The organism is uncultured Devosia sp., from assembly GCF_964244875.1.
Lineage (GTDB): Bacteria > Pseudomonadota > Alphaproteobacteria > Rhizobiales > Devosiaceae > Devosia.
Map to the genome: position 1 here is coordinate 119,733 of NZ_CAXTKA010000004.1, position 25,856 is coordinate 145,588.

The window sequence follows — 25,856 nt, forward strand, 5'->3', positions numbered from 1 at the left end:
AGCGTCGCTTCTGGTGGTTGTCCAAGCTTGCAACGTTAGGTTTGCAAGTAAATCTGGCGGGTGAAACTGATGTCGGACTTGGGTGAATTGAACGATCTGAATGGCAAGCGCGTCATGGTTGTCGAAGACGACTATCTGCTGGCCACCGATATTTGCCGGAATTTGCGCGAGCTGGGTGCCAATGTGCTTGGCCCCGCCCCCACGCCTTTTTACGCCATGCATCTGATCAATCGCCGCCGCGTCGATGCGGCCGTGCTCGACGTGCGACTCCATGGCGTCAGTGTTTTTGAAGTTGCCGACAGCCTGATGGAAAATGGTGTGCCCATCGTTTTCGCTACCGGCTATGACAGGGAAAATCTGCCCCACCGCTTTCACGACACGCCGATCCTGAGCAAGCCTTATGATCAGCGCCAGCTCATGGAAGTGCTGCACACCCTGGCCCAAGGGCCTGTCTGGGCCAAGGTGCCCGAGCCTGCCGCGCTGACCGAAGTCGTCCGTGCCGAAAGCCCGGCCGTTCGTTTTGCCCGCACGCTTGCCTCCACTATCCACCCCGCGCACTAGACTTACGCCTTAGGGCCACCAGCCAGGTACTGCGCGTTGAAATCGGCAACCGCTGCCAGCCGCTCCACATCGGGGATCGAGATCACCCCCTGCCACATGGCGATGAGGTTCTGCCGTCGCAGCGTTTGCACCGTACGGTTGACATGCACGGTGGAAAGCCCCAGCGCCTCCCCGATCTCGCCCTGGGTCATGGCCAGGTCGAACTGGTTTCCCGGCCGCACCAGGCCCACCACATTGAGCCGGTAGTGCATTTCGCACAGCAGATGCGCCAGCCGCCCGACGGCGTCGCGCACGCCCAGGCTCACCACCAGTTCCTGGGCGCTGGCCTGCTCCAGCGCCGCGGCCCGCATCATCGCAATCATCAGGTTTGGATGTTTTTCCGAGGCCGCCGACAATTGCGCCAGATCGATCGAGCCCACCACGACCGGCCCCAGGGCCAGCAGCCCCTGCGTCGCAGCCCGTGACGACAGAAAGCCAAGATCGCAGATGTCGCCGGGGACGACGAAGCCGGTCATCTGGCGCCGTGCCGTTTCTGTTACCCGATACCGGCACGCCAAGCCACGCACCAAAACGGTCGCCGCGGTCAGCGGTTCGCCGCTGCGCACGATATCGACATGGCCCGCCAGGGACTGATGTGAACCCACCAGCTGGTGCGCGACCGTCAGTTCCTCCGCGCTTAAAGGATAGAGCGCCCGCAGGCGCTTGACAAACACCGAGGCCGTCTGCGGCTGCGGCACGGTGCCCACGCCGCCATAGCTCGCATCATCAAGGCTGAATGCTTGTGGTGGCGTCACTGCTTTTTCCTCTTTCAAATACATCTGCGAACGAACGCCTTTATTGTCGTGAGAACCAGGCGGCGCCAGTGCCGGCGTTTAACGCCGGGCCGTCCGCCGGACTTCGCTTGGGGACAAGTTCGCAACCAATAGCAGTCGAGCCTCGCATATCGGGACAAGCGAGACCAGGATTGACCTGTCCTGAACTCAAGTCATAGCCGATCGGGGCGATGGCTTAACATAGATCATACACCGGTCCAGCAATGCGGAGACAGTGTCTTGCACGTGCGGGTCTGGCCATGCGGCAAAGAAAAGACCGTCGCGGCGAGCCGCAACGGTCCTTGGTGCCTAAAGTCGGGCCTTGAAAGCCCATACGATCAGGATCTACACCGGGGCGGCGCTTTATTCTGCCATCGCGGCAAGCTCGTCGTGATGCGATTGCAAAGTGGGCTCGGTGGCTGCCGCAAAGCTCTTGAGGGCGCTTTCCTGGCCATTGGTGCCAAAACCGTCAAACAGCGCGATCGCCTTGTCATGGGCGTCCATCTGGGCCGAGGTATAGGCCTGGTCGAACGCTTCGCCCTCCATGCCGCTCAAATTGTCCAGCATGTCCTGGTCTGCCGCCTGCATGGTGGTTGCCGGGGTAATGCCGTCCGTTTCGGCCGCGGCCATCATCTGATCGCTCGCCTTGCCGTGGTCATCGATCATGTGCTGGGCAAAGCTCAGGACATCCGCATTGCTGGATTTTTCGAGTGCCAGTTTGCTCGATTCGATTTCAAACATGTTGGACGATGCCGCCATATCGGCAAAATCCTGCGGATCGGTAACCTGCATGGCTGTGCTGGATGCTGCGGGAGCCGGGTCGGTCTGGGCGACTGCGGCAGTGACGCTGAACAGCGATACGCCGATAATCAGGGCTTTCAACATTATTTTCTCCTGTACTGGTGCGCTACCAACCAGCCGTGCGTCTGATCGTTCCTGCCCTAGACCCAGGTTACCCGGGCCGCCCTTAACACCTGTTAGCGGCGGCAGCGAGCCTGAAACCTCCATGACGCGCCCCGGTTATGGGCCGCACCGGAGAGCTTGCACCATGCCCAATCCTGCCGCTTATGACCGCAACGACTGGTCCGCCTGGTACCAGCGGGTCCGCACGGTGTCCCAGCTTGGCCCGGCTTTGACCGACGATTTGCGCACGGCGCGCGACATGGCACCCAGGGCATTGATCGCTACGGCAGCGGCGACGCTTGTCGAGCTTGATGAAGATATCGTGGCCGGCGAGCTGCTGGCCCGCGAGATGGCCAGGAGCGCCGGCGGTTTTGCCGCCGAAGGTATCGTGGCCGCCCTCTCCGACATTGCCCAGGATTTGTTGCAGGCCATAGTGGACGCACGCTCCAGCCCGGGCGAGCGATTGCAATAGGGCTGCCGTCAAACGTGATCCTGTCGAACGTTGGACCGTCCAGTGCCTGCAACCGGGAAACCATGGCGGCATGCTCCTCGCTCAATCCGAAAGCGGTCAAACCGCCAAGACGTAGCGCTGTGGCGGATCGGGCCTGCAATTGACATCCAAACCGTTCCGGGAAGGTCTGGCATTGGTCTGGCTAAAATGCCATTAGCTTGGCCACCATGCCATCCCGGATAATCTCATGAACTCCAGTGCCATTTTCGCCCGTGTCGTTGCCGCTGTCGGCGCGGTTGCCGTCGCCGTCCGCCATTCCGGCGATGGTCCGCGCCCACCCGTTTACGGCACCACGCCCGCCATTCCCGATCCCAAGCCCCAGGGCAATATCCCAACGCTGAAAATGCCCAGTGCCAAGGGCTGGGAAAATGGCCGCACCCCCATTGCCGCGCCCGGCCTCAAGGTCAATGCCTTTGCCGCCGGCCTCGATCATCCGCGCCATATGCATGTGCTGCCCAATGGCGACGTGCTGGTCGCCGAATCCATGGGCGAGTCGGGCACCCCCCGAACACTGTTCGAGCACGCCATGGACAGCACGATGCGGCGCGCCCGCGCCTCTGGCGACAGCCCCAACCGCATCACCCTGTTGCGCGACGCCGACGGCGACGGCATTGCCGAAACGCGACACGCCTTCCTCGAAAACGTGCGCCAGCCCTTCGGCATCGTGCTGCTCGGTGACACGCTTTACGTCGGCGCCAGCGACGCCGTCCTGGCCTTTCCCTATGAGCCCGGCCAGACCCGGATCACCGCCTCGGCCCGCACGGTCATGAGCACCAAGCCCGGTGGGCATTGGACCCGCAATCTCATCGCCAACACGGACGGCACTAGGCTCTATGTCGCGGTGGGTTCGCTGAGCAATATCGGGGATGCCGGCATGGAGGCCGAGATCGATCGCGCCTGCATTCACGAGCTGGATCTGGCGACCGGTCAGAGCCGCGTTTTTGCCGGCGGCCTGCGCAATCCCGTCGGCATGGCCTGGCACCCCGAGACCGGCGCCCTCTGGACGGTGGTCAACGAGCGGGATGGTCTGGGTGACGAAACCCCGCCCGATTACCTGACCTCTGTGCGCGATGGCGGCTTTTATGGCTGGCCCTATAGCTATTGGGGCAAGACGGTCGACGATCGCGTCCCCCAGGATACGGCCAAGGTCGCGACGGCGCTCGCGCCCGATTATGCCCTGGGCGGCCACACGGCCTCGCTCGGCCTGGCCTGGCTGCCCGAAGCCACCCTGCCCGGCTTTCCCGCCGGCATGGCCATCGGCCAGCACGGCTCCTGGAACCGCAGCACACTCAGCGGCTACAAGCTGGCCTTCGTGGCGTTCGAAAACGGCAAGCCCGTCGGCCTGCCCCGCGATATCCTGACCGGCTTTCTGTCGCCGGACGAGAAATATTCCTATGGCCGGCCGGTCGGCGTCGCCATTGCTGCCGATAATGCCGTGCTGATGGCCGACGATGTGGGCGATGTCGTCTGGCGGGTAACGGCGGCCTGAGGCGACCGATGCGGTTTTTCACCCATATCCTCTTGGCGGCCCTGGCTTTGGCCGGCGCCGTCAGTCCTGCCCGCGCCCAGGATAGCCCGGCCCCGCAGGTCCTGGTCGTGGGGGTGCAGGAAAGCGGCACCGTGCAATGGGAAATCCAGACCATCCAGACCATGGGGCTGGACCAAAAGCATGGCCTGGACCTGCGCATTCGCGCCCTCGCCGATAGCAAGGCCGGCCAGATCGCGCTGCAGGCCGGCGCCGTCGACGTGATCCTGTCGGACTTCGTCTGGGTCTCGATCCAGCGCAGCACCGGCAATAGGGTCACCATGGTGCCCCATTCCCTCGCGGTCGGCGGGCTGATGCTGCCCCGTTCCAGCCCGATCGCGACCGTGGCCGATCTCAAGGGCAAGACCATCGGCGTCGCCGGCGGACCCGCCGACAAGAGCTGGGTGATCCTGCAGGCCTATTATAACAGCGTCACCGGGGGCCGGTTGACCGACGACGCCAGCGCCCGCTATGGCGCGCCTCCATTGGTCAATGAACTGCTGGGCACCGGTGGCATCCAGGCCGGGCTCAATTTCTGGCAATGGAATGCCCGCGCCAAGGCCGCCGGCATGACCGAACTGCTCTCGGTCGCCGCCATGCTCGAGCGTCTCGGCATTGCCGAACAGCCTCCGCTGCTGGGTTGGACCTTTACCGATGGCACCGCCACCCAAAAGACCGCGGCCCTGACCCGCTTCCTCGATGCCTCGTTCCAAGCCAAGCGCATCCTGTTCGATGGCGACGCCGCCTGGGAACCACTCAAGACGCTGATGGGCGCCACCGACGATCCGGCCCTCTTTGCCCAGTTGCGCGACGACTATCGCGCCGGCATCGTCACCCGCTACGACCCCGACGCCATAGGGGCGGCAGAGCGCACCTTTGCGCTGCTGGCGCGCTATGGCGGCACCGATCTGGTCGGCGACGCAGCCCAGCTCGCTCCCGGCACGTTCTGGTCGGGATATCGCAAATAAGCGCCCCTGGCCCCGACAGGATCGGGCCGGGACGGCGGCGCAGGGCGTCGCTGGAATACCTGTCGCTGCCGCTGCTGTTGGTGATCTGGCAGGGCCTTGCCCTGGCTTTCCCCAACCGGCTGTTTCCCGCGCCCTTTGCCGTCGCGGAAACGCTTTGGCACCTGGCCACGCAAGGCACCTTGCTGCTCGATCTGGGCAAGACCCTGCTCCGCGCCAGCCTCGCCTTCGTCATCTCCATGCTCCTCGGCACGCTGCTGGGCATTGCCCTGGGGCGGCAGCTTTGGCTCGACCGGCTGTTTTCCGCCTGGCTGCTGGTGGGCCTCAATCTGCCCGCCATCGTCGTCGCCATCGTCCTTTACATCTGGCTCGGCCTGACCGAAACGGCCCTGGTCACGGCAGTCATCGTCAACAAGATACCCCTGGTCATCACCACCATTCGCGAAGGCGTGCGCAGTTTTTCTCCCGATTTCGATGAACTTGCCGATGCCCTGCGCCTCTCGCCCGCACGCCGGCTGCGCCTGGTCTTCATCCCCCAATTGCTGCCCTTTGTGCTGGCCGCGGCGCGCACCGGCCTGTCGCTGATCTGGAAGATCGTGCTGGTCTTTGAAGTTTTGGGCAGTGATGGCGGCGTCGGCTATCGCGTCAGCCTGCTGTTCCAGTATTTCGACATCACCGCCATCCTGGCCTATACCACCGCCTTCATCGCGGTGGTGATGGCCCTCGAATATGGCCTGCTGCGGCCCCTCGAACAGAAGCTGTTGCAATGGCGCACGCACCCGGCCTGAGCCTTGCCATCGCCGAAAAGCGCTTTGCCGCTGACGGACCGCCGCTGCTGGCCAGCTTCGATCTGTCGGTTGCGCCCGGCAGCGTCGTGGCGCTGCTGGGCGCATCGGGCATCGGCAAGTCGAGCCTGCTGCGGCTGGTGGCCGGGATCGATCGCGACTTCCGCGGCCGCATTGCCATCGACGGGATCGAGGCGGCCCTCGCTCCTCCACCCGGTTTCGTCTTCCAGGACCCGCGCCTTCTGCCCTGGCTGACCGCGCTCGACAACATCCGCGCCGCCGACTCCCGCCTGGGCAAGGATGCGGCGCGCACTCTTCTGGCCCGCCTTGGCCTTGCCGATAGCGCCAAGGCCTATCCCCGCCAATTGTCGGGCGGCATGCAGCGGCGCGTGGCCCTGGCCCGGGCGCTGGCCCGCAATGCCGGCCTTCTGCTGCTCGACGAGCCCTTCGTATCGCTCGATTCCGCCTTGCTCGATGACATGTACCGCCTGCTCGATCAGGTGATCGATACCGATCATCCCACCATGGTCTTTGTCACCCACCTGCCCGCCGATGCCGCCCGCCTTGCCGACCGCGTCGTCGTTCTTGCCGGCCGCCCGGCCCGCATCCTTCACGACCTCGCCTTCCCTCTACAGCGTCGCGCCCGTGATCGCGCCACGCTCGAACGGTACGCGACCCGGATCGCCACCCTCGCGCACACCCGGCCAGCCGCTCCCGCCTGAGCCAGCTTTGTCCCGCTCAGCGCATGGCCCCTTTGCGCTCGCCGTATGCAACTTTGCCGCGTTAACCCGATCTTTTCCCCATCCCACGCTGCCCGAAACCTCCCCGCTCCACTGTCGTATCTTCCACGCGCGACAATGAGCGGGGTGAACTGTGCTGGCTTATTATCGAGGACACATCATCCTGCTGCTTCAGGACGACATCCTGACTGCCGAAATCACCGAGCGCGCCAGCGGGGCACCCCTGCCCACCAAGATCTCGGCCCTGCCGGGCGAGACCGCCGATATCGTGGTCGAAAAGGCCAAGCACCTGATCGACAAATATCTGCGTGGCGTGCTGCCGCTTTGATGTTGAAGTCCAAAGTGCCCACCCACACTATTCGCTACGCTTTGAGCGCCGCGCCCATCAGCACCCCCGCAGAGCGCCTATACTCCTGGGCACGTTCTTCGAACGTCGCGGCGGCAGCGCTGCGTCCCGCCTGGAGCGCATCGAGCGTCATTTTCTCCATCATCACGGCCCGCTCACCAATAACCCGCAAGGCCATGCGAATGGCCTCGTCGACCGAGCCTTCCTGCTCGTGCACCAAGGCTTCGGCGGTATAGCCATGCCCCACCTGGCAGCGAAAGCGCAGTGGCGAGCGCCGGATCTGCGACAATGTTCCTCCGCATCCCGGACAGGTCAGCGCCACCGGATCGGCGATTTCGGCGATGGTCGGAGTGTCGGAAAGCCGCCCCATCGCGATCGCCACTTCCAGCGCGACGCTGGCGGGCGCCACCAAGGCCGGGCCGGCCTCTTGGTCAACGAGGCGAGCCAGCAGATCGGCCAGATCGCCGGCCGGCGCCCGATAATCGACATCGCTCGCCAACAGCGCGGTCCGGGGCATCTCGCCTTCCAGCGCATCGAGGGGGTTCTGCACCACCGTGACGCCGCCGCACCGCTTGAGGTCCGCCAGCCCCGAAGCCCCGTCGTTCAGCATGCCCGAAAGCAGGACACCGATGGCTCGGGGTCCCGCGCTGATCCCGGCCGAGCGAAACAACGGATCGATCGCCGGCCGCGCCATGTTCTCGCGCGGCCCCCGTCCCAGCCGGACATGACGCCCGTCGAGCACCAGATGATGGTCGGCTGGCGCCACATAGATCCGGGCCTGCTGCAGCGGTTCGCCATCCACCGCCGTACCGGCCGGGAGCGGTCCGCCACTATCCAGTATCCCGGCAAGCAGGTTCTGGTTGCCGGCTCCGACATGGACGGCAACCAGGACCGACGCTTGGAGCTGTGCCGGCAAGGCCCGGCACACCTGCCGGATCACCTCGATCGAGCCGGCCGAGCCGCCGATGGCAATGATGTCGCGCTTGGCCATGCAATAACCTCCCGGGTCGGATAATCAGACGGGCGCAGCCAACAACTGCAACACCCAGTCCTGCAGGTCTTTCGAGCTATAGGGCTTGGTCAGGCGCGGGCGATCGCGATGCCGCTCCGCCAGTGCCCAGTCGCTGTAGCCGCTGCACAGCACGAACGGAATGCCCCGCTCCGCCAGGATATCGGCGACACCATACGAGTCCCCGCCCCGGATGTTGATGTCCAGGATCGCGGCGTCGATCGGCTCGTCCTTGGCCAGTTGCAGGGCCGCGTTCAGCCAGGCCGCCGGGCCGATGACCTGCGCCCGAAGGTCGAGCAGTGTCTGTTCGATCAGCAGCACAATGATCATCTCGTCTTCGACGACAAGCACCCGGCGGCCTTCGATACTGTGCTGGGCGGCCATTCAGTCCTCTGCTCTCTCGGATGCGCGCAGCTCGCCCACCGCCGCGGTGAACGGCATGTCGATCGTGCAGACCACTCCGGTTGGAGCAAAGCTGCGCTCCACCTCCGCATCGAACTCATAGCTCAGGGAACGCTCGATCAGCGTCGTGCCAAACCCCCTTTTTGCGGGTGGCCCGGAAATCGGGGGACCGTCGGTTTCCGTCCAGTTCAACCGCAGCCGGCGGTCGGGCCCGTCCGTCAACGCCCAGGCGACCGCCAGCCGGCCCTTGACATCGGACAGCGCGCCATACTTGGCCGCATTGCTGGCCAGTTCGTGGATCGCCATCGCCACCGACAGGCCCGCCTTTGGAGTCAGCACGATCACCGGGCCCTCGACCCGAAGATCGCGGCCCCGATATGGCTCCAGCTCGGTCTCGATAAGGTCTCGCAGCGTTCCGGCGCTGGCCGCGCCCTGCTTGGTCAGGAGGCTATGGGCGCGCGCGATCGCCTTGATGCGCCCCTCGATGGTTGCCGCAAACGTTTCGGGCGACGAATTGACCGTCAGCGTTTGCGCCACGATCGAGGATACGATCGCCAGGATGTTCTTGACCCGGTGATCGAGCTCGCCCATCAGCAGTTCCGCCTGTTCCTCCGCGCGCTTGCGTTGGTCGATCTCAAGGGTAACCGAAATGACGCGGCTCGCCCGCCCCTCGGCGTCGCCGAGCACGGAAACACTGTCATGCACCCACCCGGTGGTGCCGTCGGCCCGCAGCAGGCGGTACTCGGCCTCGAATGGCGCCCCGTCAAGGGTTGCCTGATCGAAGCGCGCGTTGACGGCGCCGGCGTCATCGGGGTCGATGAGCTCGTGCCGGCGCAGCCGCTGTAGATCCTCGGCCGACCGGTCGGCCATTTTTTCGAACGCGGCGTTGGTCAGCAGGAACCGCCCGGCGAGATCTGTTTCGGCCACGCCCACGCTCGCCTGGTTGACGATGGCGGTAAACCGCCGCTCGCTGATACCTTGGGCCTGCTCGGCCTTCTTGCGTTCCGTGACATCGACGAAGGTGATGACCACCCCATCGATCACCCGCTCGATGCTCCGATAGGGCCGGACGCGCATGACGAACGACGATCCTCGGTCCTGCAACTCAAGTTCACGCTCGAGCACCGTCAATTCGCGCAACACCTTGGCCACGTCGCGCCGCAGATCGTCATAGGCCAGCAGGCTGACGATATCGGTCAGGGGCCGCCCCCGGTCACTCTCGCGCAAGCTGAAAATGTCGGCCATTCCCGGCGTGAAGTTCTTGATGCGCAGGTTCTCGTCGAGAAAAATCGTCGCGATCTGCGTGCTGTCCAGCAGGTTCTGCAGGTCGCTGTTCACATTGGAAAGCAGATCGTTCTTGGCCAGCATCTCGGCATTGACCGTTTGCAGTTCCTCGTTGATGGACTGCATTTCTTCCTTGGAGGTTTGCAATTCCTCGTTGGTCGATTGCAGCTCCTCATTGACCGACTGGTAGTCCTCGGCCGCCGATTTCATTTCCTGGTTCGCGGTTTCCAGATCGCCGATCGTCGCCTGCAACTGTGCCCTTGTGGTGCGCAGCTCCTGCTCGGCGGCAACCACCCGCGGGCTTTGCGCACTTCCATCCGCCGCCTGCATCGGCTCTGGCACACCGCCGCGAACCTCTTGGAAGGCCACGACGTGAAGCCCTTCCCCGCCAGCGTCATGCACCGGCTCGACGATGACGCTCAGCAGGCGTTGCCGGCCTTCGATCAGCAGCGATACATTGTCAACCACCAGCCCCTCGCCGCTTTTCATCACCGAATGCAGCGCCGTGCGCACGACCACGCGCAGGTTCCGCCGCAGATTGGCAATCAGGCTCAGGCTTGCAGCGCCCGCCGAGGGCTCCAGGTATCGCGCGACTTCGCCCCCCGAATAGCGCACGATATTGCTTTGCCGATCCACGACCAGATATGCCGGGGAATGTCGCGACAGTGCCGTCCGCACCACGCGATCAACCCGATCGCTGGCGCCCCGGCCGAATTCACCCGGCAGGCGATTGGACGGGGCCGGGGCCGGCGCCGGCATTGGCATCATCGGAAAGGCCGCGTCCGCATCGCGCCTCTGAAAAATATGGGCGGCCTTGTCCACCATGGCGAACAGCTTGCCATGCCCGCTCACGCCCTCCGACAAGCCAACAAATAACAGACCATCGGGCTTTAGCGCGTAGTGAAACGTGCGCAACACGCGGTCCTGCAGGTCTGTGTCCATATAGATCATGAGGTTGCGGCACGAAATCAGGTCCAGCCTGGAGAATGGCGGATCTTTTGTCACATTATGGACCGAAAACACGCACATCCCGCGAATTTGGCGTATCGGGCAGAATTCGCCGTCGTCCTCGAAAAACCAGCGCTTCAGCCGCGCCGGTGAAATGCCCGCGATGCGCTGGTAGCGTCCGGCCCGGGCGACCTCGATCGCTCGGTCGTCGATGTCCGTGCCGAAAATCTGCACGTCCAGGCTTGTCCCACGTGCGTCAATCAATTCCCGGATGGCGATGGCAAGACTATAGACCTCCTCGCCCGTCGAGCAAGCCGGCGCCCAGACGCGCAGCGACTGCTCCCCGCCATTGCGATCCAGGATTGCTTCGATGGCCGCCGACAAACCCTGGAAGGCTTCCGGATCGCGGAAAAATTCGGTTACCCCGATCAGCAGATCCCGGAACAGCAGTTCCGGCTCGGCGGGGTCTTCGCGCAAATGCTTGATATAAGCAGGCACGGTATCGGCCTGCAGCACCTGCATGCGGCGCTGGATGCGGCGGGTTACCGTCCTGATCTTGTAGCGGGCGAAATCATGCCCCGTTTTCGCGCGCAGGATCGATAAAACGGTCGCCAGGTGTTCCGCGGCATCGGTCCGCGTGCCATCACCGTCTTTCAAGCCAGCCACCAGCTCCAGGTGATCGCGATAATCGATCAGCTTGGCCGGCATCTCTTGCACCAGCAAAACATAATCCACGAGGCCCGTCGCCGCCGCGCTTTGCGGCATGCCCGACATGGCGTGGTGATCGAACTCCGCCTGCGCGATGGTCAGCCCGCCGCTTTCCTTGACGGCGGCCAGCCCCGCAGCCCCGTCGCTGCCCACGCCCGACAAAACGATCGAGACGGCGTTGTCGCCCTGGTCCTTGGCCAGCGACACAAAGAATGCATCGATGGGATGACGGTTCGCCCGCGGCGGCGCTGGCCTGACCACGACGAGCCGACCGTCCTCGATCGTCAGGGTGGCATCGGGCGGGATCACATGCACCCGATTGACCTCGGCAAGCATGCCGTGCTCGGCTTCGACCACGGCAATAGGGGCAGCCCGGCCCAGGATTTCGGCCAGCGCACTCTCATGGTCGGGAGACAGATGCTGCACCAGCACGAACGCCATCCCACTATCGGCCGGCAAGTGCGCGAAGAACTCCCTGAACGCCTCAAGGCCGCCCGCGGAAGCGCCGATTCCCACAATCAGCCCGGGCGGCAATGATTTTTCGTTCTGATCGCTCATGATACCCAATCCCCGCCCTCAAGTTAGGTTCCTGAAGGCGCTCGGCCGCCACGGTGCCGATCAGGCGTGTTGCCCAGGCGACAGCGATAACAGCTTTCTTGTGCCCCGTCCCTTGTCTGAACGGTACACAAGGCAGGGCAGGGCAAGCGATGCCGCCGCCTGCAATCACCTCACGGCAAGCACGGCCTCGACATTGTGGCGATGCACCTGTTCATAGGCATCGAAATAGCTTACGCCGCCACTGGCCAGGGAGTCGGCGGCGAAGTCGGCAAGGCTCAGTTCGGCCAGCGCCGGTTCGGCCGCCAGCCGCAGCAGCTTCTGGATGTAGAGACGGGTCGCAACGATGAAGTTTCGCTCATACCCCCCCGCTTCGATCATGGCGACCGAACCGTGATTGGGCAGGATGCGCGTAAACGCCCAGCTTTCCATGCGCGCCAGGTCTTGCAAGTGGATTGCCAGGCGTTTGGGCTGGGTCACATAGGTCACCGTGTCCTCCAGCGTATCGCCAGCCAGTAGGACGCCCGATTGCGGCAACAGCAGCACGGTTTCGTCATGGCTGTGAATATCGAGATGGCGCAGTTCCACCACCGTGCCGCCGACACGCAACGTGATCTCGGTCTCGAAGGTCGTGGTGGGCATGATCACCGGCTTGATGGGCGGCGTGTCGTTTTCCAGGCGCTCGCGATTGTCGACCATCGCCGCCGCCGTCAGCGTGTTGGCGATGATCTCGCAATCGGCGAACACGGCATTGCCGGCGATATGGTCGGGGTGCCAGTGGCTCAGCACCACGCGCATCCGGGTAACGCCCTGCGCCTCCAGCGTCCGGCGAATGAGGCGGGCATGCGGGATCGACATGTGGGTATCATAGACCAGCGCCTCGTCGCCCTCGACCACCGCGAAGGAGCAGCAACCCAGCGTGAAGGCGCCATCGTCGAGCCAGTTGGGCTCGGGCGAAAACATGCGCAGGCCCGCAATGCGCCCGTCATAAAACGCCAGGATATTGGAATACGGCCGCAGGATTTGCAGGCTCGATGCGAGTTCCACAGTCATGCTCAAACCTCGCTATCGCCCGGCTGCCCGCGGAAATCGGCTTGCGCCTAAACTTTGTCCGCCCGCAACCCGTGCTCAATATTTACGCATTTTCGGCATCTCTGCATACTCTTGCAGCACGTGTCAAATTGCATCGCCTTGATTGCCAACGATAATTTTTTGGCACGAAGCTTGCACCATAGCGTGTGAGTTTGGCGGCTAGGGTTCCGGTGGTACGCCACGTCTGGTCCGAGAGCTACCACCGGTTCGGGAGACATCCGGCCGGACACACGGCGGGAGAAAAGCCCGGGAGACCTCGTGAGCCAAGGGATTGGCTGCGTCTGGTCTTGATCCAATCCCTTTTGAACATGCGAAAGGGATGTGACATGCAAACCAATACCTTTGATCAACAGCGCTCGATGCGTGGCGGCAGACGCCTTCTGGGCCTAGCCGTCACGCTGCTGCTGTCGGCGGCGCCGGCCTTGGCGCAGGAAACCCTGCGCATTCCCTATTTCAGCGATATCGGCTCGTTCGATCCCGACAATGCCTTCGAAGTCGGCGCGCTCAGCGCCATCAACAACGTCTATGAGGGCCTGGTCGAATACAAGCCCGGCACCACCGAGATCGTCGGCCTGCTCGCCAAGTCCTGGGACATATCGCCCGATGGGCTGACCTATACCTTCCATCTGGTGACCGGCGCCACCTTCCATGACGGCACGCCCTTCAACGCCGAGGCGGTCATCACCGCGTTCACCCGCCGCCGCGACAACGAATTGGTGCTGAGCTACTTCCTCGCCAACGTCAAGGACATGCAGGCGCCCGACGCAGAAACGCTGGTGCTGACCCTGGGCCAGCCGCAACCCTCCTTGCTCGATGCCTTTTCCAGCCCCTGGGGCCCCAAGGTCGTCAGCCCCACGGCGCTGGCCGAACATGCCGGCGATGACGTCGCCAAGACCTGGCTGAACGAGAACGCCGTCGGCACCGGCCCCTTCAAGCTGACCGAATTCAAACGCGGCGAGGAATATACCCTGACCCGCAATGACGACTATTGGGGCGCTGAGCCCTATTTCAGCGAAATCCAGATCCCGGTGATCGCCGATGTCGGCCAGCAGATCCTGCAATTGCAGGCCGCCGAGATCGACGCCGTGCCCAACAATTATCCCTGGGCGCAACTGGGCGGCCTGCCTGCCGGCGTCGAAGTCACCGCTATGCCCAGCATGGCCCTGGTCGAAGCCTTCGTGAAGCCGGGCTCGCCGCTCGACGATGCCGAAGTCCGCCAGGCGGTGCTGACCGCGATCAACCCGGCGCTCTGGGTCAAGGACGCCTTTGGCGCCTACGCCACACCGGCCAGGTCGCTCTACCAGTTGACCATGCTTGATCCCAAGGCGCCCGTGGCCTTCCCCACCGACATGGAAGCCGCCAAGGCCGCCATTGCCGCGGCCGGGCCGATCAGGCTGGTGCTGGGCTATTCCAGCGAGGAAACCACCAATGTGGGCCGCGTCGCCGACCTGATGGTGGCGCAACTGGCCCTGATCGGCATCCAGGCCACGATCAATGTGCTCCCCTCGGGCGCCGCCTATGCCATGAAGGGCGATGCCGGCGCGCCCGATCTCTATATCTCGCGCTCCAGCCCCGATGCGGCGCATCCGGAAAATCAGGCCACGGTGTTCTACACCGCCGGCGCGCCGCTGAACTTCTTTGGCGTCGAGCTGCCCGAAGCCGATGCTCTGGTCAAGCAGGCCGGCACCAAGACCGATGTTCCCGAGCGCAACGCGCTCTACGAACGCGCGGGGCAGCTGTATTTTGACGCCGGGTTCTTCATCCCGCTGGTCGATGTGCAGGACGTCGTGGTCAGCGCCGAGGGCCTGGCCGACCTGGGCCTGCGCCCGGTCTTTCCCCCCGGCAATATCGACTTCGCCACGGTCCGCTGGGCCGATTGAGCCCACCCGCCGCGCCGCTGGCTTCCGGCGCGGCATCACTCCCGACAACAGGCCTCTGTCATGACCAGCGTAAAACGCCTCTTCGTGCTGCTTTGCGGCTTCGAGATCATTCCCAAGACCGTCTCGACCCATCAGATCGGCGCCCGTTTCATCATCTCGGTGCCGATCAGCGCCTATCTGCTGGATACCGATAGCGGCTGGGTCCTGTTCGATACCGGCCTCGACGAAGCCAATCTGCGCGATCCTGCAAAACTGGACGCGCTTTACCTGTCGACCGGCTGGGACCCCCAGCCCGTCGTCAAGCCGCATCACGAACTGGAACGCCAGCTCGCCGAGATCGGCATCGGCTTTGCCGATATCTCGACCGTCATCCTGTCGCATCTGCATGCCGACCATACCGGCCATATCAAGCACATGCCGCAGGCCAAATTCATTCTCGCGCAGCGCGAATGGGATTTCGTCCGCTCCGGGGAAGCCCCGTCCTACTTCTTCCCGTCCGACTACGACCTGCCGGGCTTGAACTGGCAATTCGTCAGCGGCGATACCCAGCTGATGGACGGGCTGACCATCATCGCCACGCCCGGCCATTCGCCGGGGCACCAGTCGCTGGTCATCCAATTGCCCAGGACCGGCCCCGTTGTCCTCGCCGCCGATGTCGGCGACCTGATGATCAATTTCACCGACGAAATCCTGCCCGGCGGCATGACCGACCAGGCCGAAGCGCTGGCTTCGATCCGCCGCATCAATGCCGTGGTCGCCGAACACCAGGCCATGCTGTTTTTGACCCATGACCCCGAACTGATCCAGCAGATCAAGCTGGCCCCCGACTATTATGACTAAGCCGGTCCTCGCCATCAACGACCTGTCCGTCGTGCTCAGCCGCGACGGACGCGCCAACCGCGTGCTCGACGGCATCAGCTTCGATGTCGCGCCCGGCGAGATCATTGCGCTGGTTGGTGAAAGCGGTTCGGGCAAGTCCACCATCGGGCTGACGCTGCAGGGACTGCTGCCGAACGACAGCGAGCCGCAAATATCGGGCTCAGTGCTACTCAATGATACACAGATTGTTAACGCTAAGGCCCCTGTGCTACGCTCGGCGCGACGCCATTTGGTGCGCGCGGTGTCGCAGGACCCGATGGGATCGCTCAATCCCACCATGACCATCCGCCGGCAAATGCAGGAATCGGGGCCCGGCAATATCGTCGATTGGCTCGGCCGCACCGGCCTTCCCGATCCCGAACGCATCGCCGACGCCTACCCCCATCGCCTCTCCGGCGGCCAGCGCCAGCGCGTGCTGATCGCCATGTCTATGATGACCGGGCCCAAATTGCTGATCGCCGACGAGCCGACCACGGCGCTCGATGTCACCATCCAGGCCCAGATTCTCGATTTGCTGCGCCAGCTGGCGCGCGAGCAGCAGACCGCAATTCTCTTTGTTACTCATGACCTTAGCGTCGCCGCCTCTTTGGCCGACCGGGTCCTGGTCCTTTATGCCGGGCGCATCGCCGAGATCGGTGGCGTCCGCGGCGTGATCCGCAATCCGGCTCATCCCTATTCGGCGGGGCTGCTGTCGGCGCGCTTCGATTTCCGCTCCGACCGGCTGCGCCCGCTGCCCACGCTGCCCGCCGAACGCGTGCGTCCGCGCGACGCCACCAATGCCTGTGCCTATGCCCACCGTTGCCCGATCGTGCAGCATGATTGCACCACGATCCGCCCGCCGCTGCTCACCGTCGCCCATCACGCGGGCCTGGCAGCCTGCCTTCATGCCGAGCAGACGCCCGCCGCCACCGATACCAGCCTCACCCGCCCGCTCTGGCCGCAATCGCCCGTGCAACGCAGCGCCGTGGCACTGGAACTGTTCCAGGTCAGCAAGAGCTTTGCCACTGGCGCCAAGAGTTTCTGGGGCGGCCGCGCGCCCAAATCGGTGCTGAAATCGGTCGACCTCACCATTCGGCAAGGCGAATGCGTGGCGCTGGTCGGCGAAAGCGGCTCGGGTAAATCCACCATCCTGCGCATCGCGGCGGGGCTGCTCAAGCCCGACAACGGCGATGTTTCGCGGGTGGACAAGATCGCCCCGCAAGTGGTGTTCCAGGATGCCGTGGCTGCCCTGACGCCATGGCTGAGCGTGGGCGAACAGATCGGCGAGCGGCTGCGCCCGCTGGGCTTGAGCAGTCAAGAACGCCGCCGCCGCGTCGCCGAGGCGATGGACCTGGTGGGCCTCGATGTGGGCCTGATGCAGGCGCTGCCCTCCGAATTGTCCGGCGGGCAATGCCAGCGCGCGGTGGTGGCGCGGGCCGTGGTGGTACCGCCCAAGCTGTTGCTCTGCGACGAGCCGATCAGCGCCATGGACGTGTCGCTGGCCGCCACCACGCTCAACCTGCTGGGCGACCTGCGCCGGCGCCTGGGCATGGCCATGCTGTTCGTCACCCACGATCTGGCGGCCGCCCGCATCATAGCCGACCGCATCGCCGTGCTGCAGCATGGTGAACTGGTCGAGGACGGCGATCCCGATGCGCTCATCGCCGCGCCCAAGGCTGCCTATACGCGCGCCCTGATCGCCGCCATGCCCAGCCTGCACACGGAGCCGGCGCAATGACCGACAGCACGATCGCTCCCGCCCGCCACCACTTCAACTGGGCCAATGTCTTGCGCCGCATCGGCTGGCTCGAAACAGCCGGCATCGCTGGCGTGCTGCTCATTACTTTAGTCGCGCTGTTCGCGCCCTGGCTAACGCCGTTCGATCCGCAATTGCGCGTCGACGAGGCCTATCTGCCGCCCACCTTGGCGCACTGGTTCGGCACCGACGAAATCGGCCGCGACCTGTTTTCGCGCGTCATTCTGGGCGTGCAGTACACCTGGCTGCCGGGGCTCGGCGTGATCCTCTTCAGCCTCATTTTCGGGTCGATCATCGGCCTTGTCGCGGGCTCGGCCGGCGGCCGCATCGACATGCTGATCCAGCGGGTGATCGAGCTGTTCCTCGTCCTGCCCTCGACGCTCATCGCCTTGGCCGTCGTGGCGGCCCTGGGGCCGGGCCTGTTCAACACCATGATTGCTATCGCGATTTTCTGGTGGCCCTGGTATGCGCGTATTTCCCGCGATGAAATCCGCCGCCTCAATACCCGCCCCCATGTCGAGGCGGCGCGTATTGCCGGGGTGCGCGGGCCGCGCCTGCTGCTGCGTTACCTGTTGCCCGGCGCCGTTCCCGCGCTGCTGGTGGCCGCGACGCTCGATGTCGCCAATATCATCATGACCATGTCGCTGATGTCGTTTCTCGGACTGGGCCAGCCGGCCCCGGCGCCCGAGCTGGGCGCCATGACCTCGCGGGCGCTCGATAGCCTGACGGTCTATTGGTGGCTGCCGGTCCTTCCGGCCGTGGTGATCTTCTTCATGTGCCTCCTGGCCAATCTGGCCGGTGACGGCATTCGCGCCGCGCTGCGGGGAGCCTGAGCCATGATGCCCTATCTCGCCAAGCGCTGCACAAGCCTGGTCGTCGTGCTGCTGGCGATGAGCTTCATCGTCTTTTGCCTCCAAAGCATCATCCCGGCCGATCCCGCCCGTGCCATTGCTGGACCCACGGCGCCGGCGGCGACGGTGGAAACCGTGCGCCGGCAACTGGGGCTCGATGACCCGATGATCTTGCAATATGGCCGGTTTCTCAGCCAATTGGTGCAAGGCGATCTCGGCACCTCGGTGCGCACCCGCCAGCCCGTGAGTGAGGATGTGCGCAAATACCTGCCTGCCTCGGCAGAACTGGCGCTGGTGGCGCTGGTATTCGGCATCGCGCTCGCGGCGCTCCTGGCGCTGGTGCAGAACACCATGCAGAAATCGGGCTGGGTGAAGCTCGCCATCGTCGCGGCCGGCTCGACGCCGATTTTCCTCAGCACACTGCTGCTGGTCTATTTCCTGTGGTTCCGGCTGGGCTGGCTGCCCGGCGCCGGGCGGCTCGGCATCAGGCGGTTTTCGGGGCCGACAGGGTTCAACCTACTCGACGGCTTTTTGGTTGGGCGGCCCGAGGTTAGCCTCGATGCGCTGCTGCACCTGATCCTGCCGGCACTGGCTTTGGCGCTGCCGATCGCGGTGGCGGTGGGGCGCAGCCTCAATGGCGCCCTGCATGACGTCATGAAGCAGACCTATATCCGCACCGGACGCGGCAAGGGGCTGAGCGAAACCGCCATCGTGCTGCGCCATGGCCTGCGCAATGCCGCCTCGGCGCCGCTGGCCATGATCGGCCTGCAGGTGGGGCTGCTGTTCGGCAACCTCTTGATCGTCGAGCGGGTGTTTTCCTGGCCGGGGCTGGGGCTTTATACCGTCCAGGCCTTCGCCACGTCCGACCTGCCGGCAGTGCTCGGCGTATCGCTGATATTCGGGGCGTTCTACATCCTGATCAATGTCGTGGTTGAGGTCAGCCAGTCGCTGGCTGACCCCCGGATCGGGCTTTAGGCCGCGGACTGATCGTGCGGCACCCCTAATGTATGGCGATGCCGGTTGCCGCGTCAAAAAGGTTGATCTTGCTGGGATCGAGACGAAGGTGGACCACGTCGCCGGGATTGGCCGTGAGCCGCTCGCGAAAGACGCCAATGGCGGGCGTTCCGGCGATCGTGACGTGCACCTGCGTTTCCGAACCCATCGGCTCGCTTACGAGGACGGTAGCAGGGATGCCGTTTTGCGAGGACGCCACCGACAGGTGCTCGGGGCGAAAGCCATAGCTGACCGTCGTGCCCTTGACGACCGGAGTACCGGACGCCAGCGGAAAATGGGTTCCGTCACCGGCCCGCACCGCCAGCGATCCATTGTGCTCCACGACCTGTCCTTCGATCAGGTTCAACGAGGGCGACCCGATAAACGTCGCGACAAACACATTGGCGGGATGATCGTAGAGTTCGAGCGGCGTTCCGATCTGCTCGACGCGGCCATTGTTCATCACCACGATCTGGTCGGCCATGGTCATGGCCTCGATCTGGTCGTGGGTCACATAGACCGTAGTGGTCTTGAGCCGCTGATGCAGCGCCTTGATCTCGGCGCGCATGGCGACGCGCAACTTGGCATCGAGATTGGACAGGGGTTCGTCGAACAGGAACACCTGCGGGTCGCGCACGATCGAGCGGCCCATGGCGACCCGCTGCCGCTGGCCGCCCGACAGCTGGCGCGGATACCGGTCCAGCAGCGGCGTAAGCGACAGGATTTGGGCGGCACGCGCCACACGCGCGGCCTTTTCGGCCTTGGGCGCCTTGGCCAGGGTCATGGAAAACGCCATGTTCTCGGCCACGGTCATGTGGGGGTAGAGCGCGTAGTTCTGGAACACCATGGAGATGTCGCGTTGCTTGGGCGGCAAATCGTTGACCACCCGGTTCCCGATGCTGATCGTCCCACCCGAAATATCCTCGAGACCCGCAATCATGCGCAGCAAGGTCGACTTGCCACAGCCGGACGGGCCCACCAGGACCACGAAGGCGCCGTCCTCGATGGCAATGCTAACGCCATGCAGAACCGGATGGGTGCCATAGCTTTTCTCGGCTTTGTCGATTGTTACCGAAGCCATCAGCTTTGTCCTCCAGGCGCGGATGAGGCGGCGCCCACGTTCACCTTGTCGGTCGACAATGCCCCTTCGAAAACGAGGAGGCCCATGGCACCGTCGGCGAAACTGGTGTCGAAGGCTTCAAGGCTTGTCGCACCCGCCTGGGCGTGAATGCGCGTTCCCCTGACATCCACCGTGACACTGACCGCCTTTTCCAGTTCCACCGGATAGTCGGTTTCCGCCAAGACCTTGAGCTCTCCATCCTTTTGCCGCACGATCTGGAACGTGCCGTCTCGTGTCAGGCGGGCGGCATAGTAGCGCCGAAGCCCCTGGGCGCGAACCGCCACCCCCCCGTAATCGCCCAGATGCAAGGTCAAATCGCACCTGACGCTATAGTCGGTCCACTCTCGGGTGCCATGCAGGATAATGCCCTCGCCCGTCTCCTGCGAAATGCGAAAATCGGGCGGAAAGCGTTTGGAGAACAGGCTCGCCCCGTTGACCCAGGCCATGCGCCAGAAATCGCAGCCTTCGCCCGGCGCCAGGTTGCGGAAGGAACTGTCCGAGCGGCCCGGCCGGTGCAGAGCCAATTGCGGGACGCCCTCCCACGCCATCCAGTCCAGCAGCACGGCGCCGCTCGCGACATCGTCCGCACAAGCAATGGCAATCCCCACTTCGGCGATCGGCTGGCCATCAAGCTGGGGCAAGGTCCACTCCAGCGTCAAGGCTTCTCCCGGCGCCAGGACCTGTGCCGTGCCGTCGACGGCTTCGAGCAGATCGGCACTGTCATAGGCCCGCAGCCGCAGGCGCACGGCGACGGCGCCGCGATTTTCCGCTGGCGCCGAAACCCTGGCGCGCAGCGTCTGGCCCGGATAGATCAGCGGCGTCGCCATCAGGTTGTAGGTCCGCATCTTGAGCATTTCAGGCGGCGAGAACGTCGGCGTGGTCACGGCCCCGACCTGCCCCCGGGCCAAGGCACGATAGTCGATCTTGAGAGCCCTTCCGTCTTTCGCCGGGACGTTTTCGAGCGCCATGGCATGAAGGCCAAAACCCTGCTGCGCCCGAAAACCCTGTTGGCTGCCGGGCAGCGAAAAATGCAACTGGGCCTCGTGCTTGGGGCTCTCGAGCTTTGCCTGTCCGTTCAGTTGCCGGCCCAGATTGGCGATGTAATACGCCATGCGGACCGCATCATTGATGGAATTGCCGCCATCGGCGGACGAAATCAGCAGGCGATCGGCGATCGGTCCGCGCCAGTCGGGACCGGCATCGAGCCCCTCAAGACCCAGCATGATCCCCAATAGGCACCCCACATTGCCCGCATTGCAGTCGGTATCCCAGCCCGATGTATTGACGATCATCTGTGCCCGCTGAAAATCGTGGGGCGCATACAGCACGGTCATGATCATCAGCGCATGGTTGGGCACGACGTGGCAATTGCCGGGATATTTGGCATAGCCGTAATTGTCCTCGATCAGTTGGCGGGTCACCAGCCAATCGTCGTTCTCCCGATGCCAGCGGCGGATATCGGCGATCAGCGCAGCGATGTGGCAATCCTTGGGGATCGTGGACAGGCCGGTATCGAGCAGGTGGTCGATATCCTTGGAGCGGAAGGCCTCTGCCTCCATGGCGGCCCACAATTGGGCGGCATAGACCGCCTCGCCGTCATGGCTGACGCTGCCGGCCCGTCCGGCAAGCCGGGCTGCCAGCTCGGGCTGTCCGGGCGCCACCATGGCCCAGCCGTCGATGAAGATCTGCGCCCCGATCTGTTCGGCAACCGTCGTCCCATTGGTTTGGATGGATCCGCTGGCTGGCGCCGGAATGCCTTTCTTGAGATTGAGCCAGGCCGTGTGCTCGGTGGAATTGCCATTACCGCCCCACCACAGGATGGAGCGATCCTGCACGATGTAGTTCAGCCAGGCCTTGCCGATATCCTCGGCGCTCAAGTCGGGCGAGATCCCGTAGTCCTCGAGTGCGCGGATAAAGGTGAATGTGCCGGCCACATCGTCGTCAGTGACCACGAGAGGGTCCCCGAGCTGCTCGTGCACGTAGTATTGGATCGGGCCCAGCTCCTTCATGATGCGCTGGTGGGTCCATTGCTCGAAAGGCCGGCCCAGGTAAACGCCGATCAGCTTGCCGAGCACGCCGGCATAGACGCGTTCGAGATAGTCGGTTGGTATGGTCAAGGCAAAGCTCCGGTGGGTTTGAATCCGCTAGGTTCGATAATGTCAGCCCTTGACCGATCCGCCGGCCATGCCCTCGATGAAACGGCGTTGCAGCAAGACAAAGAAGATGACGACGGGCAGCACGATGATCAGGGCTGCCGCCATGATCTCGCCCCAGTCCGAACTGTACTGGCCGCTCAACAGGAAGAACGACACCACGGCGGTCAGCCTGTCCTGCTGCTGCAGGAAGGTGGTGGCGATCAGAAATTCGTTCCAGGAATACAGCCCGATGATCAGCGCCACCGTCAGGATGCCGGGGGAAACGATGGGCAGCATGACCTTGGTGAAGACCTGCCAATGGGTGGCGCCATCGATCAGCGCGGCCTCCTCCAGCTCCTTCGGAACGGCCAGGAAATAGGTGCGCAGCAGCATGATGGCGAAGGGGCTGTAGATCGCCGTATAGACAAGGGCCACCGCCAGGACATTGTTGATCAGCCCCAGCTTGGCAAAGCCGAAATAAAGCGGAAACAGGAACAGCTGGATCGGCGCGGTCGTGGTGGCCAGCAGATACCCCGTGACCAGCCGCCAGGACCTGATCTTCTTGCGCGCCAGCACATAGGCCGAAGCGGACGCCGTGGTGCAGACCAGAATGATGGTGAGCCCCGTCAACAGGACCGAATTGAGCATTGACTGGCTGAACCGCGCATCGGTCCAGGCCCGGCTGAAATTGTCCCAGCGGATCGCGGCCGGCAGGGCCAGCGGGTTCTGGACGATTTCCGGGGCTGATTTCAGGGCATTCAGCACGAGGAGCGCAATCGGGAACAGCGCGGTGAAGGCGCCGATGGCCAGGATCACATAGGTGACGGTGAGCGTGGTGCGGCCCTCGACCAGTCTCATGGCTCGCCCTCGCCCGATTGCACCCTGATGTAGAAATAGGTGGCCACGAGGCCAAAGATGCTGATCACCAGCGCGGTCGCGGCGGCCTGTCCGACATTAAGGTCGTAGAACGCCTTGCGATAGGCCATGGTCGAGAGCACCTCGCTGGAGAATGCCGGGCCGCCCTGGGTGAGGATGTAGACGAAGTCGAACACCAGGAACGACCAGATGACCGTCATGATCATCATCAGGGTGATCGTGGCGCGGATGCCGGGCAACAAGACGTAGCGCAACAGCTGCCAGAACGTCGCCCCTTCGATCCGTGCCGCCTCGATCTGCTCCTGCGGCACCTGGCGCAGGGCGGCAAAAAAGATGACGCACAAAAATCCCCACCAATGCCACAAATCGACCGTGGCGACCCCGAACAATGCCATCGACGGCTGGGACAGCGGGTTGATGACCGGCAGGCCGGTTTTCTGCAGCAAGCCGAACAGGCCCGTCACCGGGCTATAGATCATGCCCTGCCAGATGCGGGCCGTGATGACCGTGGCGATAATGACGGGCAGGAAATACACGACCTGGAAAAACGTGCGGCCCCGCGGCACGATCAGCAGCATGGTGGCCGCCAGCAATCCCATGGCGATGGGCACGATCAGAAAGATCGCAGTCCAGATGATATTGTTGGTGAGGGCCGACCAGAACACGCCGTCGCCGGCAAGGGCCTCGAAATTGCCCAGGCCGATGAAGACGGGCGTGCCGATCCCGTCCCAGCGGCAGAACGCCAGCGCCACGGTCAGAATGGCCGGCACCAGGATGATGGCGAAATTGATTGCCAGGGTTGGGACCAGGTATAAGCGGTGCATGCATGTCTCCGATCGGGGTGACGACCGCGGCCGTCACCCGCTTTGCCGTCCGGACTACTGGCGTGCTGGAATGGCCGGGACCTTGCCGGCGTCGAATTCACCCTTGAACGTCGACTGCAGGGTTTCCAGGAACTGCGCGGTCGTGATCTTTTTGAGCCACACTTCCTCGATGCCGCTGACGATATAGGTGTCGGTCGCCGGAGGCAGGAAGGTCCAGGTCGTATAGCCGTACTGGTTGGCATTGACCGCCGTCGCGAGGCTCTTCATGGCCTCGCCATAAAGCGGAATGACGCTGTCGCCGATCTTGACCTGGCTGAGGTCAGCCAGGGGCGTGTTCCATTCGCCTTGCCAGACGGTGTTCATCTTGCCGTAGAAGTCCGGGCTGAACACGTAGTCGATGACCGCCGCGGCGCCGTCCGGCTGCTTGGAACTTGCTGCGATGGAGAAGGTCGAGCCGATGCCCAGCGCATAGATCGGATAGGGCACGCCCTCGCCGCTCGGAAAGCCGACAAATGCCGGGTCGGCATTGTTCTGGGGGAAGTATGTGGGCACGTTGGAAAAGTTCCAGGTGCCGGTCGGCGCCATGCCCGCCTGGTGCGATGCCACCTGCGCAAAAGCCTGCTCCCCCGTCAGCGAAAAGTAATTCGGGCCGAAATAACCCTTTTGCCACCAGCTATCGAGGGTATCGATCGCCTTGACGAATGGCTCGGATGTCCAGGGAATTTCGCCCTTGAGGGCCTTGTAGACATTGTCGGGACCGGCGACGGAGTTGAGGATGATCGAGACATAATGCTCGTTGGTCGGGCGCCAGTCGGCATTGCCGGCGGCGAAGGGAACGATGCCCTTGGCGAGCATGGCGTCGGCCAGGGTTTCGAGCTCGGCAAGCGTTTTTGGTGCGGTCCAGTTGTTTTCGGCAAACAGATTTTTGTCGTAGAACAGGCCGAGCGTCTCATAGGTCTTGGGCAAGGCGTAGAGCTTGCCGTCGTATTTTCCCAGTTCCAGGAACACCGGCAGGATGCGGTCAGCCCAGCCCAGCTTGGCCGCGTAATCGTCGAGCGGCAGCAACTGGCCCGCCTGCGCCATCGAGGCGACATAGCTGGGCCCCGGCGTATAGACGACGTCGGGGCCGCTGCCCGACAGCATGGCGATGCGCAATTGCTTGTCGAGCTCGGCGCCGCGGAAATCGATCGCCAGCTTGTATTGCGGATTGGCCTCGTTGAACGGATCGACCAGGATGGTCTTGAGGTTGGCCTGGTTGGCCGGCGATGCCGTCTCGTACCACCAGGTGATGGGCGCTGCGTCCTGCGCCAGCGCGGTTGCGCCCATCATGAGCATGGCCAACCCGGCGGTGCCCGCTCCAAGAATTGCGTGTTTCGTCATCGTTTCCTCCTCCGTTGACGAGCTTTGCCGCCTGATG

23 protein-coding genes and 1 riboswitch are annotated in these 25,856 nt (G+C 63.9%); of the genes, 12 read left to right on the top strand and 11 right to left on the bottom strand.

Features of this window, described 5'->3' with window-relative positions:
• The first annotated feature begins 87 nt into the window (after nucleotides 1-87).
• Nucleotides 88-561, top strand: a complete 474-nt coding sequence (locus ACFE8X_RS06865) for a response regulator (RefSeq protein WP_375450710.1) — start codon at nucleotides 88-90, stop codon at nucleotides 559-561.
• Nucleotides 562-563: 2 nt separating this feature from the next.
• Here ACFE8X_RS06865 and ACFE8X_RS06870 read toward each other — a convergent pair whose 3' ends face one another.
• Nucleotides 564-1,355 carry a Crp/Fnr family transcriptional regulator gene (locus ACFE8X_RS06870; protein ID WP_375450711.1) on the bottom strand — a complete coding sequence of 264 codons (792 nt, stop codon included), beginning with the start codon at nucleotides 1,353-1,355 and terminating at the stop codon, nucleotides 564-566.
• A 381-nt stretch (nucleotides 1,356-1,736) separates the two neighbouring features.
• Complete coding sequence (locus ACFE8X_RS06875; protein WP_375450712.1) at nucleotides 1,737-2,258, bottom strand: DUF4142 domain-containing protein; 522 nt, start codon at nucleotides 2,256-2,258, stop codon at nucleotides 1,737-1,739.
• 163 nt (nucleotides 2,259-2,421) lie between these two features.
• Between ACFE8X_RS06875 and ACFE8X_RS06880 the strand changes: the two genes are divergently transcribed.
• From ACFE8X_RS06880 to ACFE8X_RS06905, 6 genes are all read left to right on the top strand, one after another.
• Nucleotides 2,422-2,748 carry a hypothetical protein gene (locus ACFE8X_RS06880; protein WP_375450713.1) on the top strand — a complete coding sequence of 109 codons (327 nt, stop codon included), beginning with the start codon at nucleotides 2,422-2,424 and terminating at the stop codon, nucleotides 2,746-2,748.
• 226 nt (nucleotides 2,749-2,974) lie between these two features.
• A complete protein-coding gene (locus ACFE8X_RS06885) occupies nucleotides 2,975-4,276 on the top strand; it encodes a PQQ-dependent sugar dehydrogenase (RefSeq protein ID WP_375450714.1) in 1,302 nt (433 codons plus the stop codon).
• 8 nt (nucleotides 4,277-4,284) lie between these two features.
• Entirely contained in the window at nucleotides 4,285-5,280 is a 996-nt protein-coding gene (locus ACFE8X_RS06890) for an ABC transporter substrate-binding protein (protein WP_375450715.1), read from the top strand.
• Nucleotides 5,281-5,360: 80 nt separating this feature from the next.
• A complete protein-coding gene (locus ACFE8X_RS06895; protein WP_375450849.1) occupies nucleotides 5,361-6,065 on the top strand; it encodes an ABC transporter permease in 705 nt (234 codons plus the stop codon).
• Complete coding sequence (locus tag ACFE8X_RS06900) at nucleotides 6,044-6,784, top strand: ABC transporter ATP-binding protein (protein WP_375450716.1); 741 nt, start codon at nucleotides 6,044-6,046, stop codon at nucleotides 6,782-6,784. The genes ACFE8X_RS06895 and ACFE8X_RS06900 overlap by 22 nt, the downstream gene beginning before the upstream one ends.
• 151 nt (nucleotides 6,785-6,935) lie before the next feature.
• Complete coding sequence (locus ACFE8X_RS06905) at nucleotides 6,936-7,130, top strand: hypothetical protein (protein ID WP_375450717.1); 195 nt, start codon at nucleotides 6,936-6,938, stop codon at nucleotides 7,128-7,130.
• 34 nt (nucleotides 7,131-7,164) lie between these two features.
• On the opposite strand, the gene ACFE8X_RS06910 is transcribed toward ACFE8X_RS06905, so the two are convergent.
• The 4 genes from ACFE8X_RS06910 to ACFE8X_RS06925 all read right to left on the bottom strand — a co-directional run bounded on the left by ACFE8X_RS06910 (nucleotide 7,165) and on the right by ACFE8X_RS06925 (nucleotide 13,107).
• A complete protein-coding gene (locus ACFE8X_RS06910) occupies nucleotides 7,165-8,139 on the bottom strand; it encodes a chemotaxis protein CheB (RefSeq protein WP_375450718.1) in 975 nt (324 codons plus the stop codon).
• Nucleotides 8,140-8,163: 24 nt separating this feature from the next.
• Nucleotides 8,164-8,541, bottom strand: coding sequence for a response regulator (locus tag ACFE8X_RS06915; protein ID WP_375450719.1), 378 nt, complete (start codon nucleotides 8,539-8,541; stop codon nucleotides 8,164-8,166).
• Nucleotides 8,542-12,057: a chemotaxis protein CheB gene (locus ACFE8X_RS06920; RefSeq protein ID WP_375450720.1), complete on the bottom strand. Its 3,516-nt coding sequence runs from the start codon at nucleotides 12,055-12,057 to the stop codon at nucleotides 8,542-8,544.
• A gap of 165 nt (nucleotides 12,058-12,222) precedes the next feature.
• Nucleotides 12,223-13,107, bottom strand: a complete 885-nt coding sequence (locus ACFE8X_RS06925; protein WP_375450721.1) for an MBL fold metallo-hydrolase — start codon at nucleotides 13,105-13,107, stop codon at nucleotides 12,223-12,225.
• Nucleotides 13,108-13,294: 187 nt separating this feature from the next.
• Nucleotides 13,295-13,401, top strand: a riboswitch (guanidine-I (ykkC/yxkD leader).
• 71 nt (nucleotides 13,402-13,472) lie between these two features.
• On the opposite strand from ACFE8X_RS06925, the gene ACFE8X_RS06930 reads away from it, so the two are divergent.
• The 5 genes from ACFE8X_RS06930 to ACFE8X_RS06950 are packed head-to-tail and all read left to right on the top strand — an operon-like array spanning nucleotide 13,473 to nucleotide 19,466.
• The gene (locus ACFE8X_RS06930; protein ID WP_375450722.1) at nucleotides 13,473-15,026 is read left to right on the top strand and encodes an ABC transporter substrate-binding protein; all 1,554 of its coding nucleotides are present in this window, start codon (nucleotides 13,473-13,475) and stop codon (nucleotides 15,024-15,026) included.
• A 60-nt stretch (nucleotides 15,027-15,086) separates the two neighbouring features.
• Complete coding sequence (locus ACFE8X_RS06935; protein WP_375450723.1) at nucleotides 15,087-15,866, top strand: N-acyl homoserine lactonase family protein; 780 nt, start codon at nucleotides 15,087-15,089, stop codon at nucleotides 15,864-15,866.
• Nucleotides 15,859-17,622: an oligopeptide/dipeptide ABC transporter ATP-binding protein gene (locus tag ACFE8X_RS06940; protein WP_375450724.1), complete on the top strand. Its 1,764-nt coding sequence runs from the start codon at nucleotides 15,859-15,861 to the stop codon at nucleotides 17,620-17,622. The genes ACFE8X_RS06935 and ACFE8X_RS06940 overlap by 8 nt, the downstream gene beginning before the upstream one ends.
• The gene (locus ACFE8X_RS06945) at nucleotides 17,619-18,473 is read left to right on the top strand and encodes an ABC transporter permease (protein WP_375450725.1); all 855 of its coding nucleotides are present in this window, start codon (nucleotides 17,619-17,621) and stop codon (nucleotides 18,471-18,473) included. Before ACFE8X_RS06940 ends, ACFE8X_RS06945 begins: the two co-directional genes overlap by 4 nt.
• Before the next feature lie 3 nt (nucleotides 18,474-18,476).
• Entirely contained in the window at nucleotides 18,477-19,466 is a 990-nt protein-coding gene (locus tag ACFE8X_RS06950) for an ABC transporter permease (protein WP_375450726.1), read from the top strand.
• 25 nt (nucleotides 19,467-19,491) lie between these two features.
• Here ACFE8X_RS06950 and ACFE8X_RS06955 read toward each other — a convergent pair whose 3' ends face one another.
• The 5 genes from ACFE8X_RS06955 to ACFE8X_RS06975 are packed head-to-tail and all read right to left on the bottom strand — an operon-like array spanning nucleotide 19,492 to nucleotide 25,819.
• Nucleotides 19,492-20,565 carry an ABC transporter ATP-binding protein gene (locus ACFE8X_RS06955; protein ID WP_375450727.1) on the bottom strand — a complete coding sequence of 358 codons (1,074 nt, stop codon included), beginning with the start codon at nucleotides 20,563-20,565 and terminating at the stop codon, nucleotides 19,492-19,494.
• On the bottom strand, nucleotides 20,565-22,721 hold the full coding sequence (locus ACFE8X_RS06960; protein WP_375450728.1) for an ADP-ribosylglycohydrolase family protein: 2,157 nt from the start codon (nucleotides 22,719-22,721) through the stop codon (nucleotides 20,565-20,567). The genes ACFE8X_RS06955 and ACFE8X_RS06960 overlap by 1 nt, the downstream gene beginning before the upstream one ends.
• Before the next feature lie 42 nt (nucleotides 22,722-22,763).
• The gene (locus ACFE8X_RS06965; RefSeq protein WP_375450729.1) at nucleotides 22,764-23,597 is read right to left on the bottom strand and encodes a carbohydrate ABC transporter permease; all 834 of its coding nucleotides are present in this window, start codon (nucleotides 23,595-23,597) and stop codon (nucleotides 22,764-22,766) included.
• Nucleotides 23,594-24,439, bottom strand: coding sequence for a carbohydrate ABC transporter permease (locus ACFE8X_RS06970; protein ID WP_375450730.1), 846 nt, complete (start codon nucleotides 24,437-24,439; stop codon nucleotides 23,594-23,596). Before ACFE8X_RS06970 ends, ACFE8X_RS06965 begins: the two co-directional genes overlap by 4 nt.
• Nucleotides 24,440-24,493: 54 nt before the next feature.
• Entirely contained in the window at nucleotides 24,494-25,819 is a 1,326-nt protein-coding gene (locus ACFE8X_RS06975) for an ABC transporter substrate-binding protein (protein WP_375450731.1), read from the bottom strand.
• Between the last annotated feature and the right edge of the window lie 37 nt (nucleotides 25,820-25,856).